Source organism: Muribaculum sp. (assembly GCF_029051885.1).
Lineage (GTDB): Bacteria > Bacteroidota > Bacteroidia > Bacteroidales > Muribaculaceae > Muribaculum.
Genome location: NZ_JAIDKI010000056.1, coordinates 1 through 13,114, shown reverse-complemented (window position 1 = coordinate 13,114; position 13,114 = coordinate 1). Strand labels below are relative to the sequence as shown.

The 13,114-nt window shown below is 51.4% G+C and carries 12 protein-coding genes; 10 read left to right on the top strand and 2 right to left on the bottom strand.

From position 1 onward, the window contains the following. The first annotated feature begins 163 nt into the window (after nucleotides 1-163). The 10 genes from K2I50_RS02580 (at nucleotide 164) to ispG (ending at nucleotide 10,230) form a co-directional block, all read left to right on the top strand. Complete coding sequence (locus K2I50_RS02580; protein ID WP_301024687.1) at nucleotides 164-1,009, top strand: DUF3737 family protein; 846 nt, start codon at nucleotides 164-166, stop codon at nucleotides 1,007-1,009. After that, nucleotides 1,006-2,454: an MATE family efflux transporter gene (locus K2I50_RS02575; protein WP_526022945.1), complete on the top strand. Its 1,449-nt coding sequence runs from the start codon at nucleotides 1,006-1,008 to the stop codon at nucleotides 2,452-2,454. Before K2I50_RS02580 ends, K2I50_RS02575 begins: the two co-directional genes overlap by 4 nt. After that, the gene (locus K2I50_RS02570) at nucleotides 2,451-3,623 is read left to right on the top strand and encodes a MalY/PatB family protein (RefSeq protein WP_301024686.1); all 1,173 of its coding nucleotides are present in this window, start codon (nucleotides 2,451-2,453) and stop codon (nucleotides 3,621-3,623) included. Before K2I50_RS02575 ends, K2I50_RS02570 begins: the two co-directional genes overlap by 4 nt. Before the next feature lie 101 nt (nucleotides 3,624-3,724). Beyond that, nucleotides 3,725-4,318 (top strand): YceD family protein, encoded by a 594-nt coding sequence (locus tag K2I50_RS02565; protein WP_301024685.1) that lies wholly within the window; start codon nucleotides 3,725-3,727, stop codon nucleotides 4,316-4,318. A 26-nt stretch (nucleotides 4,319-4,344) separates the two neighbouring features. Beyond that, the gene (gene rpmF / locus K2I50_RS02560; protein ID WP_301024684.1) at nucleotides 4,345-4,530 is read left to right on the top strand and encodes a 50S ribosomal protein L32; all 186 of its coding nucleotides are present in this window, start codon (nucleotides 4,345-4,347) and stop codon (nucleotides 4,528-4,530) included. A gap of 210 nt (nucleotides 4,531-4,740) precedes the next feature. Beyond that, nucleotides 4,741-5,721: a beta-ketoacyl-ACP synthase III gene (locus tag K2I50_RS02555; RefSeq protein ID WP_301024683.1), complete on the top strand. Its 981-nt coding sequence runs from the start codon at nucleotides 4,741-4,743 to the stop codon at nucleotides 5,719-5,721. A gap of 151 nt (nucleotides 5,722-5,872) precedes the next feature. Then, nucleotides 5,873-7,303 carry an RNA polymerase factor sigma-54 gene (gene rpoN, locus K2I50_RS02550; RefSeq protein ID WP_301024682.1) on the top strand — a complete coding sequence of 477 codons (1,431 nt, stop codon included), beginning with the start codon at nucleotides 5,873-5,875 and terminating at the stop codon, nucleotides 7,301-7,303. A gap of 64 nt (nucleotides 7,304-7,367) precedes the next feature. Next, the gene (locus tag K2I50_RS02545) at nucleotides 7,368-7,970 is read left to right on the top strand and encodes a hypothetical protein (RefSeq protein WP_301024681.1); all 603 of its coding nucleotides are present in this window, start codon (nucleotides 7,368-7,370) and stop codon (nucleotides 7,968-7,970) included. 140 nt (nucleotides 7,971-8,110) lie between these two features. After that, on the top strand, nucleotides 8,111-8,617 hold the full coding sequence (purE, locus tag K2I50_RS02540) for a 5-(carboxyamino)imidazole ribonucleotide mutase (protein ID WP_301024680.1): 507 nt from the start codon (nucleotides 8,111-8,113) through the stop codon (nucleotides 8,615-8,617). A gap of 17 nt (nucleotides 8,618-8,634) precedes the next feature. Then, the gene (gene ispG / locus K2I50_RS02535; RefSeq protein ID WP_301024679.1) at nucleotides 8,635-10,230 is read left to right on the top strand and encodes a (E)-4-hydroxy-3-methylbut-2-enyl-diphosphate synthase; all 1,596 of its coding nucleotides are present in this window, start codon (nucleotides 8,635-8,637) and stop codon (nucleotides 10,228-10,230) included. Between the two features lie 61 nt (nucleotides 10,231-10,291). Here the strand turns inward: ispG and truA are convergent, their stop codons facing one another. Both truA and speA read right to left on the bottom strand, forming a co-directional pair. Then, nucleotides 10,292-11,032: a tRNA pseudouridine(38-40) synthase TruA gene (gene truA, locus K2I50_RS02530; protein WP_301024678.1), complete on the bottom strand. Its 741-nt coding sequence runs from the start codon at nucleotides 11,030-11,032 to the stop codon at nucleotides 10,292-10,294. Between the two features lie 20 nt (nucleotides 11,033-11,052). Next, complete coding sequence (speA, locus tag K2I50_RS02525) at nucleotides 11,053-12,951, bottom strand: biosynthetic arginine decarboxylase (RefSeq protein WP_301024677.1); 1,899 nt, start codon at nucleotides 12,949-12,951, stop codon at nucleotides 11,053-11,055. Nucleotides 12,952-13,114: the final 163 nt, after the last annotated feature.

Below are 13,114 nucleotides of genomic sequence, written 5' to 3'. Positions count from 1 at the left end.
CTCCTTCGTCACATGTCGAAAATCGTCTCAAGCTATACGACCCTGGCGGCAACATTTATTATTAAACAAGCTCTAAGAGGCTGTATATGATACAGCACACCGGCTACCAATCAAACATCAGTAATTATCACACTCTGGCCATGTGCCTTAATGAATTATTGGAATGGAAATTATAAGCAACAGTGAATTCGGTGGCGAACGTCCGCTTTTTGCATCCGGCCACCTGCATCTTATCAACGTCACAGTACATGCCGGAGAGTCCGCGCTTAAGGAATGCTCCGATATCATAGCAGAAAAATGCCGATTTGAGGGCAAGTATCCCTTCTGGCATGTCGACGGATTCATCATAAGAAACTGTCTTTTCACTCCGGGAGCACGCGCTGCCCTGTGGTACTCATCCCGTCTTGAGATGACCGATACACGTGTCGAGGCTCCAAAAATGTTTCGCGAGATGCATCACCTGAATCTAACGCGTGTCGTAATCCCCGACGCACAGGAGACACTATGGCACTGTTCTGACGTCAGGATGCGCGAAGTCGAAGTGCACGGAGCCGATTATCTGTTCATGCACTCATCAGACATCGACATCGAAAATTACCGTCATCAAGGCAATTACTCGTTTCAGTACTGCCGCAATGTCGAGATACGCAATGCCACAATCGACTCCAAGGATGCATTCTGGAATACAGAAGATGTCACCGTGCGCGATTCGACTCTTAAAGGCGAATATCTCGGATGGCATTCCAGGCGCCTGCGGCTGATTAACTGCCACATCTCAGGCACCCAGCCGCTATGCTATGCCCACGACCTCGTGCTTGACAACTGCACGTTCGACACCGATGCCGACCTTGCCTTCGAAGGCTCGACCCTACACGCCGACATCCGTGGCAATGTGACAAGTATCAAAAATCCCATTTCAGGCCATATCATCTCCGACAGCATCGGAGAGCTGATTATCGATGAAAATATCCACCAGCCGGCCGACTGTAAGATAGAGATACGCAAGTGAGCACCGGAAGCAAAAATACCGAACAACTGCTCGCACTGATACGCGGAGGCCATGCTATGACATTCCGCACACAGCTGAGACTTACAGCCATGCTCAGTGTCCCGGCTATCGTGGCTCAGCTGTCATCGATAGCCATGCAGTACATCGATGCGTCGATGGTAGGCTCGCTCGGGGCAAATGCATCAGCATCTATCGGACTGGTGTCAACCACCACATGGCTATTCTGGGGAGTGCTGAGCGCCGCCGGCACCGGATTCTCCGTACAGGTAGCCCATCTCATCGGAAGCGGCGACTTTGAGAAAGCACGCAAAGTCGTACGTCAGGCCTTCGTGTCACTCCTGATATTCAGTACAGTGATAGCCCTGACGGGCGTAGCCATAAGTCCGTTTCTGCCGGCATGGCTTGGCGCCGACGAGATAATCCACCGCGACGCCTCTCGCTACTTTCTTATCTTCGCTTCGTTCCTGCCGGCATTACAGATAAATTTCCTTGCCGGCTCCATGCTTAGGTGTGCGGGCAATATGAAGATACCGAGTATGCTCAACGTGATGATGTGCCTTATCGACGTCGTGCTCAACTTCATTCTGATTTTCCCTGAGCGCGACATCTCATTTGGCTCATGGCATCTACACATATGGGGTGCAGGCTTGGGAGTCGAGGGCGCGGCACTCGCAACAGTGCTCGCCGAGACCATCGTGGCCACAATTATGCTCTGGTATCTATGGTGTCGCTCGCCGATACTCAGCCTGTGGAAGCGTCCCGGCAGTTTTATGCCAAAATCCTCTACTCTGCGCAAAGCACTGAAGATAGGCATGCCCATGGGACTTGAACACATAGCCATATGCAGCGCCCAGATAATCATAACCACAATCGTGGCCCCGCTGGGAGTTGTAGCAATAGCGGCCAACGCTTTCGCCATAATAGCCGAAAGCCTATGCTACATGCCCGGCTACGGTATAGGCGAGGCAGCGACAACTCTCGCGGGACAAGCCTATGGAGCCGGAAGACACAAACTTGTAAGACGCTTCGGCTACATCACCGTCGGAGCGGCAATGGCTGTAATGGGATTTATGGGCGTTGCACTCTACGTTTTTGCGCCTCAGATTATAAGTATCATGTCGCCTGTAGAGGAAATCCGGCTACTCGGAGCCGAAATCCTGCGTATCGAGGCCTGGGCGGAGCCCATGTTCGGAGCCGCGATAGTCAGTTACGGATTTTTCGTAGGACTGGGCCGTACGATACTGCCCAGCATAATGAATCTCCTGAGCATATGGGGCGTACGAATCACTCTTGCCACGCTACTGGCACCGGCCATGGGACTGAAAGGCGTATGGCTCGCCATGTGTATCGAGCTATGCTTCCGTGGCCTCATATTCCTCGCGCTGCTGGTGTTCGGACGATGGCGCAAGGAGACTGATACACGTAATAAACAACACATCCAATGAAATATAATTTTGACAAAATAACCGAGCGCCGCAACAGCGGCTCTTACAAATGGGACACCCCTGAGCGCGATGACCTCCTACCGATGTGGGTGGCCGACATGGACTTCCCTACAGCTCCTGCCGTAATCGACGCTCTGCGCAAACGTGTCGAGCATGGTGTATTCGGCTATACCCATGTGCCGGATGAATATTACCGCTCCGTAATCAACTGGTTCAGCAATCGCCACGGATGGGAAATAGACCGCTCATGGTTTATATATACCTCAGGTGTCGTGCCTGCGATATCCGCCATCATAAAAGCACTTACCGAGCCTGGCGACAAAGTAATCATACAGACCCCTGTCTACAACTGCTTCTTCTCCTCAATACGCAATAACGGATGCATCCCGGCCCCCAATCCTCTCATATACACAGGCGACAGGTATGAGGTAGACTTTGACGGACTTGAAGCAACGGCCTCCGACCCGAAAACCAAAGTAATGTTGCTCTGCAACCCTCACAACCCTGGAGGAAGAGTATGGACAACCAGCGAGCTGACACGCATTGCCGAAATATGCCTGCGCAACAATGTATATATAGTGTCTGACGAGATACACTGCGAACTGACATACACCGAAGGCGGTTACATCCCCTACGGCAACCTGCCGGAACAATTCCGCAACAACGCATCCGTATGCGTGTCACCCTCAAAGGCTTTCAACATCGCTGGACTCCAGATTGCCAATATAATCACACCCGACCCTGCCGTACGGCGGCGTATCGACAGAGCGATAAATATCAACGAAGTATGCGATGTAAACCCCTTCGGCGTCGCAGCCACCATCGCCGCATATACCCATGGAAGCGACTGGCTCGGCCAACTCGTGGATTACCTGCATGGGAATTATACCACAATACGCGACTTCATTGCCGAAGAAATGCCCTTGCTGAAGATAATGCCGCTGGAAGCCACCTATCTCGCATGGATTGACATACGGGCCACAGGCATGACGTCGGAATCATTCACCGACATGCTGCTACGACACACAGGCCTGATGGTAAACCCCGGCACCATGTACGGCTCAGATGGCGAAGGATTCGTAAGACTTAACTTCGCCTGTCCCCGCAGCATGGTTTGCGATGCCATGCACCGGCTCAAAGCAGCCCTCGACATGCATTTTCAAGCCTGATACTCCGATGCTCGGTCTATAAGCCGCATTTTTTTTGCAAAAAGTTGATTTTTTTGCGGATAATAAGTAACTTTGCAGCGGTTTTTTCAATAAAATTTCTTGTGGGAAAGTTTTCAGCATACAAGCTCCCTCTAAAGACACTGCCTCACGGCAGTCATGCCTTCGACTACAAGTTGCAGAAGCAGTTTTTCGTCGATATGGAAAGCGCCGACATCCGCGATGCCGACCTTGACGTACATGTCGATGTCAACTACAAAGGCGACCTGTATGAAATCACTCTTACCGTCAAAGGAGAGATAACACTCATCTGCGACAGATGTCTCGACGACCTTCAATGGCCTGTCGACACTACTTTTCACATCTTTGTAAAATACGGGCCGGATTACAACGACGATTCCGACGAACTTCTGGAAATACCGGAAAGCGACGCCGAACTCAACATCGCCTACATGATTTACGACACCGTAGCTCTTACAATACCCATCAAGCACGTGCATCCGCTCGGTAAATGCAACCGCGCCATGAGCACACTGCTGAAAAAGCACCGCGCTCCCGGTCATATCGAGTCGGAAGACGACGAAATGATGGACGAGATGATTGATGAAGTGGAGACTGAGCAGATGCAGCCCGACACCTCCGATGACGATGACGTACCCACCGATCCGAGATGGGACGAATTAAAGAAACTAAAGTGACAATAATTAAAAATTCATAAAACGAAATGGCACATCCTAAACGAAAGCAATCCAAGACCCGCACCGCAAAGCGCCGCACACATGACAAGGCCGTAGAACCCACGCTGGCAATCTGCCCTCACTGCGGATCATGGCACATCTACCACACAGTATGCCCCGCTTGCGGATACTACCGTGGCAAACTCGCCATCGAAAAGCCGGCTGCAGTATAAATAGCGCTATGGCATAGTAGAGCCGCAATAATGCGCCTGCATACCGCCATGCCCGACCCCATCTGCGAGTCACTGGAAAGAAATCCACACATATCCCCGGGTATGAAAAAGATGCCCGGGGCAATATGTGTATTCTTAGGCCTGTAGACGGCAGTATCACACGGCAGCTGTGCCTCACCAACTTTGCAGAACATAAACCAATCATTCCAAATGCTTTACCCAAGAATCGCGGGCGTTGCATCATATGTGCCCGATGACATCCTCGACAACGAGATGCTGTCGAAAATGGTTGACACTTCCGACGAGTGGATTACCACCCGTGTAGGAATCAAGGAACGCCGAATACTCAAAAAAGACGCAGGCTCCTCATACCTCGGCATAAATGCTGTAAACAAGCTCCTGGAATCTACTTCAACATCACCCGAAGAGGTCGACCTCCTTATCTGCGCCACTTCCAATCCCGACTACCGTTTCCCCTCTACAGGTTCAATAATAGCCCATGGATGCGGCCTGACAAAAGCGTATGCCTACGACATCCAGGCAGCCTGTGCAGGTTTTCTCGTTGCTCTCCAGGACGCCGCAGCCTATGTGCGTTCAGGAATGTACAAGAAAGTAGTAGTAGTAGCCGCCGAGAAGATGTCGTCGATGGTAAATTATGCCGACCGCACCACATGCACACTCTTCGGCGACGGCGCTGCATGCATGCTGATAGAGCCTACCGAAGAAAAGACAGGCATTATCGACGGCGTATTCCATGTTGACGGAGAAGGACTGCCCCATCTGGTAATGAAAGGCGGCGGTTCAGCTCATCCCGCTACCCAACAGACCCTCGACGAAGGATGGCACTATCTCTATCAGGAAGGACGTGCGGTATACAAACATGCCGTAACCGACATGCTCAATTCCTCAATGGAGGTTGCCGAACGCAACAATATCAATGTTGCCGACGTCGACTGGTTTATACCCCATCAGGCCAACATGCGCATTATCGAGGCTGTAGCCGAACGCGCAGGTCTCGGCCACGACAAGGTGCTTGTCAACATCGAGCACTATGGCAATACATCTGCCGCTTCAATTCCCCTATGTATCGACGAATACAAGGACAAACTTAAAAAAGGCGACAAGATTATCCTCACCGCATTTGGCGCAGGATTTACCTGGGGTGCCCTCTACGTAATCTGGGACCTCTGATTAACAGTCCGCACCCACACATAAATACTTACAGGAACGCCGTATCAGCATCTGACTGATACGGCGTTCCTGCATTGATGCATAAAGCACTTTGTTTGCAAAATAAACCGCTATATGTTATCTTTGTAATCAGTTTCAACAGATACCCTGGATGAAAGAGTCACTGAATATCTCATTACAGCAAAAGATGCAACAGCGCCTGTCGCCAATGCAGGTGCGCTACGGGCGTCTGCTGGAGATGAACGGCCCGGAATTTGAGGATGAGATACAGCGTGTGCTCGACGACAATCCGGCCCTCGACGTTGACGACACCGTGGCCGACATCAGTACCGAAGAATTCAAAGAGACCGCCGAAGACATGCAGCTGGCCGATTACCGGGATGATGACATACCCTCATACCGGCTTGAAGCACGCGACCGCTCCGACAGCGAGCGTGCCTACGAGCCAGTTGCCGCCGACACCGGACAATCTCTCTTCGACACTCTGAGCGCACAGCTTGCCGAGCACAGCCTGACCGACGAACAGCGTGCGATAGCACTCTATGTAATCGGCAATCTCGACGACAACGGCTATCTGACCCGCGATGCTGCAAGCATGGCCTATGATATCGAGGCTCACACAGGCATGCCGGTGACCACTGCCGATGTGCAGCGTATGATTGCGCTCGTGCGCACAATGGACCCTCCCGGTGTGGGAGCTGTTGACCTGCGCGAATGCCTGCTCATACAGTTACGACGCCGGCAGTCTTCACCTAACACACAACTCGCCATCGAGATTGTCGACCACTACTTCGACCTGTTCTCACTGAAGCATTACGACCGTCTGGCCGCATGCCTCGGAGTCGACCAGACGACACTGCGCGAGGCAATGCATGTAATCCGCTCTCTGAATCCAAAACCGGGAGGCGACATCGACTCAGACATAGCCGACGAACGCACCCGCCACATCATACCGGATTTTCAGGTAGATACCGACGGAGAGACACTGACTCTAACCCTGCTCAACAATATACCCGAACTCGTAATCGAGGAAAGTTTCCGCGACGACGGCACAGCGGCCGCCCCCACGGTAGTAGCACGCCACAATCAGGAAGCCGCGGTATTCATAAAGCAGAAACGCGACGAAGCACGCGACTTCATTCGCCTGGTAAGCATGCGGCAGGAGACTCTGTTCAACGTAATGAGCGCCATAGTAAAGATACAGCGCGACTTCTTCACCGGAGGTGAGAATGAGAGCCTTATCCACCCGATGATACTGAAAGACATCGGAGCCATTACCGGATACGACTTATCGGTAATATCACGCGCTACCGCCGGAAAATATGTAGCGACACCACGGGGTGTATATCCGCTTAAACTCTTCTTCAACGAGCGCCCCACCGACGACACCGATACATCGACCCATGCCATCCTTGCTGCTCTGCGCGACATTATAGAGAATGAGGACAAGAAACATCCGCTAAGCGACGAAGCGCTTACCGCCTCACTTGCCGACAGAGGATATGAAATAGCACGACGCACAGTAGCGAAATACCGCGAGCGTCTGGGATATCCCGTAGCACGTATGCGACGCGAAATCTAAACATAACACTCCGGCCGATGTTAATACTACAGTACATATTCCATCCACTCCGACCAATTGCCACATGAACCGAATTGCACATATATTATCGTGGGTACTAAGCCCGATTCTGATTCCGACATATGCAGTGTTTGCCGCCCTGTGGCTTACACCGCTTGCCATGCTCCCGGCCGATATACGATGGAATGTCGTCATTGTCACCGCACTCGTCACATGCGTATTGCCAGCATTTGCCATAATGCTCCTATACTGGATGAAAATCATATCCGATCCCGGACTCAACAACCGCACCGAACGCCTTGCTCCATACGTGCTGACAATATTATGCTACTGTGCATGCGCATGGTATCTGTATTCAATCCATTCTCCCCACTGGATGTGGATGTTCATGGTAGCCGGAGCATGCACTGCCGTAGTATCCTGTATCGTCAACACATGGTGGAAAATCTCGGCCCATGCCGCCGCTATGGCCGGATTCACGGCCATGCTTTTCCGCATTGCCTCCGACCACATAGCCATAGTGCCCATATGGCCATATATCGCAGTATCTGTTTTTCTCTGCGGAGCACTCTGCACATCACGGATGCTGCTTGACAGGCACACGTTCTGGCAAGTAACAGCCGGCACAGCCAATGGCTTTCTGATGGTATACCTCCTCACAATATGATATAAGTAAGTCGTAAAAATTATTACGTATATGATTCCTTTAAAAACTTATTTCTGCCGGAACCATTAAGTAATTTTTACCGCTTGCCTAATGCAACTAAGATTTTGTCTCTAATAATAAACCCCAATATCACATAAATCATGACTCCGATAGTAAGCATCATCATGGGGAGCACCTCCGACCTCCCCGTAATGGGTAAAGCCGCCCAGCTTCTCGACGACTTTGAGATACCGTTTGAAATCAACGCATTGTCGGCCCACCGCACACCGGCCCAAGTAGAGGAGTTTGCATCCGGTGCCGCCGACCGAGGCATCAAGGTGATAATCGCCGCCGCCGGAATGGCCGCCGCCCTTCCCGGCGTAATCGCTGCAAACACTACCCTTCCGGTCATAGGCGTGCCTATCGCATCCACTCTTGGAGGTATGGACGCACTTCTCGCCATCGTGCAGATGCCTCCGGGCATACCTGTCGCTACTGTCACCATCAACGGCGGCCTTAATGCGGCGCTTCTCGCTGTAGAGATGCTCGCTATAGGCGACAAACGCATAGCCGACCGTCTGAACGAATACAAAAAGTCGCTCTCAGGTAAAATCGTAAAAGCCAATGCCGAGCTTGCCGAAGTAAAGTATAAGTTCAAGACAAACTGAACAAAAAGGCAATCACAATGTCGAAATACAGTTATAAACGCCGATTGAGCCGGCAGGTACCTATAGGCAATGTCATCATCGGCGGCGCAATGCCTGTCGCGCTACAGTCGATGACCAATACATCCACCAACGACCTCTCCGGCTCTACGGAGCAATGTATCAAGATTGCCGAAGCCGGAGGCGACATCGTGCGCCTTACCGCCCAGGGAATACGCGAGGCAGCAAATATCGGCGAGATACGAAATGAACTGCGCAAACGTGGATACGATATTCCGCTGGTAGCCGACGTTCACTTCAACCCAAAGGCAGCCTTTGCCTCAGCTGAAGCCGGGGTCGACAAAGTACGCATAAATCCCGGAAATTTCGTAGACCCCGGACGCACATTCATCAAACTGGAATATACCGATGAAGAGTACGCCGCCGAACTGCGTAAAATCGAGGAGGCATTCGTACCTTTCATCAACACATGCCGCAGCCACAATACCGCTATACGTATCGGTGTAAACCATGGAAGTCTCAGCGACCGCATAATGAGCCGCTATGGCGACACCCCGGCGGGCATGGTTGAGAGCGCCATGGAATTTCTGCGCGTGGCAGTACGCCATGACTTCTTCAACATCGTGATTTCCATAAAGGCAAGCAATGTTGTCATAATGGTCGAGACTGTACGCAGACTTGTTGCGGCGATGGAGTCGGAAGGCATGGACTTCCCGATTCATCTTGGCGTTACAGAAGCCGGCGACGGAGAGGATGGCCGCATCAAAAGCGCAGTCGGCATAGGCACACTTCTTGCCGAAGGTATAGGCGACACAATACGCGTGTCGCTCAGCGAAGCTCCGGAAAACGAAATTCCGGTTGCAAAGGCTCTCGTCGATTACATCGGCGGATTTAGCGAAACTCCGGCTGACGGAGAATTTAAAGCTAGCACTGACTTCTCGCCCAAGCGACGCATATCCGATGTTGCAGGCAACATCGGAGGGAGCAATACTACTGTTGTAATATCTCCTCTTGAAGTCGCGTCCGTGCCCGACGGAGTCGAGCTGGTGACCGGCAACGGAAAGAATCCGGCAGCCGATATCCTCGACAAAGTATCACGTATGGATGACGAAGGGACACATGCCCCTGTCGTGGCATGCATCACCTATGACAATCTGCCAAAGGACGAAGTTAAGCTCCGTGCCGCCACCGACTTCGGACGTCTGCTCTTAAGCGGACTTCAGGACGCCATAATGATTCGAAGCAATTCGATGACCGACGACGAACTGTATTCGCTCGCGCTCAATATACTCCAGGCTACACGTCTGCGCTTCAGCCACACTGAATATATCGCATGCCCCGGATGCGGCCGCACCCTTTTCGACCTGCAAAGCACCTTGAAAGCTGTGCGCGAAGCAACCGGCCACCTCAAAAACCTGAAAATAGGTGTAATGGGATGCATAGTCAACGGACCCGGCGAGATGGCCGATGCCGACTACGGCTATGTTGGTGCGGCGGCAGGCCACGTAAGTCTGTACCGCGGCAAAGAGTGTATCCGCAAGAACATTCCACAGGCCGAAGCCATCGAGGCTCTTGTATCTTTTCTTAAGGAAGAAGGAGTATGGCAGGAGCCATAACCGGAAGTACCGCATATCCTTATCTATAGCACGAAGGCGCCGGAATTCCGGCGCCTTCGTGCTATAGATAAGGATATTTAATGTCGTGGAGAAACAACGGATGTGGTGGCATCGAGGTTCCGGCCGCACAGCGGTCGCGGGAATCTATCACCCCACGAAATCCGTCAATAGTCAGCTTGCCCCGTCCTACATCTACAAGAGTCCCGACAACAGCCCGGACCATGTTACGTAGAAAACGGTCGGCAGTAATGACAAAAGTATGCCTGGAGGAATCGCCCGGCACGGTTTCAATCCATTCGGCACGGGTGACGCGGCATATATTAGTCTTTGCGTCGGAATGCAGTTTTGCAAACGATGTAAAGTCGTCGACATCCAGAAGCATGGACGCGGCCTTGTTCATCGCATCAAAATCAAGCCCGGCGGCAGGTTCCTGCCATGCAAGACTGTACAGAAACGGAGATCGCCCGCTGTATGTATAATAATGGTACGTACGCGATATGGCGTCGAAGCGCGCATGCGCATCGTCATGCACCGGTATGATATCGTAGACGGCGATATCAGGACCGAGCATCGAGCAAAGCGCACGCACCATTGCCTGACGGTCGGCAATCTCGCGGCAGGTATCGAAATGCGCCATCATCATTGAGGCATTGACTCCGGTATCTGTGCGTCCGGCCCCGACCACAGGCGTAGGCTCACGAAGGAACGTAGACAAAGCACGCTCCACCGACTCCTGCACGCTGACAGCATTTGGCTGTATCTGCCATCCGTGATAAGGAGCGCCACGGTAGGCAAGTTTCATAAAGTAGCGCACGCCCTCGGTCAGTCTTTTTCGAGATAGGTATATCCATACAGTCCCGAACGATATTTGCTCAGGAACTCACGACCCTCTTCCGGAGAAATCTTGCCGTTTTTCATCGATGATGTCACCCATGTCTCTACATTCCTCACAAGACGTTTCGGATTATATTGCACATAATCGAGCACCTCGTCGACAGTCTCTCCATAGATAATCTGGTCAATCTCATAGCGGTCCTTATAGACACTGATATGCACGGCATTGGTATCGCCGAAGAGATTGTGCATGTCGCCGAGAATCTCCTGATAAGCACCTACCAGGAAAACACCTATATAATATGGCTCCTTCTCGCGGAGAGGATGTACGGGCAATGAATTAGAGTTACCGTGTGAAGAGATGAAATTGGCAATCTTTCCGTCGGAATCACATGTGATGTCCTGAAGAGTAGCCGTGCGTGTAGGCTTCTCATCAAGACGCGATATAGGCATTATGGGGAACACCTGGTCGATAGCCCATGAATCGGGAAGCGACTGGAACAGGGAGAAATTGCAGAAATACTTGTCGGGGAGCATTTTGGATATCTTGCGCAGCTCCTCCGGGGCATGTTTCAGCGTATTTGCGATATCGCCGACCTCACGTGCTATAGACCAGAAGAGTTTTTCAACCTGTGCCCGCGAACGAAGGTCGAGCATACCGAGACTGAACAGGTCGAGCGCTTCTTCTCTAATCTGGAGCGCATCGTGCCAGCTCTCGAACATACGCGGCTGATTGAGCTTGTCATATATATCGTATAGCTCTCTTACTAGTTCGTGATCGTCGGGCCCCGCTTCCTGGCGGTCATCCCATGCAGGGAGAGAAGTTGCAGCCAAAGCCTCGAATATCAGCACCGAATGATGGGCGGTAAGCGAACGACCGCTCTCGGTAATGATATTAGGCTGTTTCAGACCATTTTTCACACATGCGTCCACAAGCGCCGACACAGAGTCGTTGGCATACTCCTGGATTGAATAGTTCATCGAACTTTCGCTTGACGACGAGCGTGTGCCGTCGTAATCCACACCAAGGCCACCTCCGATATCGATAAAGTCGATGTCGTAGCCCAGACGCGAAAGCTGTACATAGAATTGTGTCGCTTCTCGCAACGCATTCTTTATACGGCGTATTTTGGTTATCTGGCTTCCTATATGGAAATGTATCAGCTTGAGACATTCCTTCATCTTATAACGCTCAAGAAAATCGAGCGCTGTAAGAAGTTCCGATGAATTCAGACCGAATTTCGACTGATCGCCACCGGACTCCTCCCATTTACCGGAGCCGGAACTGGACAACTTTATCCGCATGCCTACGTTTGGCGATATGCCAAGACGCTTCGACACCTCAGCTATAGCCTGCAACTCGTTGAGTTTCTCTACCACGAGATATATGTTACGCCCCATCTTCTGAGCAAGCAGAGCAAGCTCTATATACTCGTTGTCCTTATATCCGTTGCATATAATCAAGGCATTTTCGGCGATATTGGTTGCAAGCACAGCATGGAGTTCGGGCTTTGAGCCGGCCTCAAGACCTATATTGAATTTCTTCCCATGGCTCACAATCTCCTCCACTACCTGTCGCATCTGATTTACCTTAATGGGATAGATAATGAAATTTTTGGCCTCATAGCCATACTCATCCGCAGCCTGGCGGAAGCAGCGTGATATTTTTTCGACACGATTGTCGAGAATGTCGGGAAAACGCAGAAGCACAGGCGCAGCCACATCCCTTACCTGCAGCTCGTCAAGCACATCCTTAATATCCACCGCTGCACAACCCTCGCGGGGAGTTACAGCCACGTGACCTTTCTCGTTGATGGAGAAATACTTCATACCCCATCCGGTGATATTATACAGCTCTGCGCTGTCTTCGATACGCCATTTTCTCATGGGCAGAAAACGTATATTTAATTAATAATTATTTAACACACAAAGTTAATACATTTTTTCCATACAACATTCTGAGGAATATTCAAAATTTAGAGCTTGTTTAATAATAAATGTTGCCGCCAGGGTCGTATAGCTTGAGACGATTTTCGATATGTGACGAAGG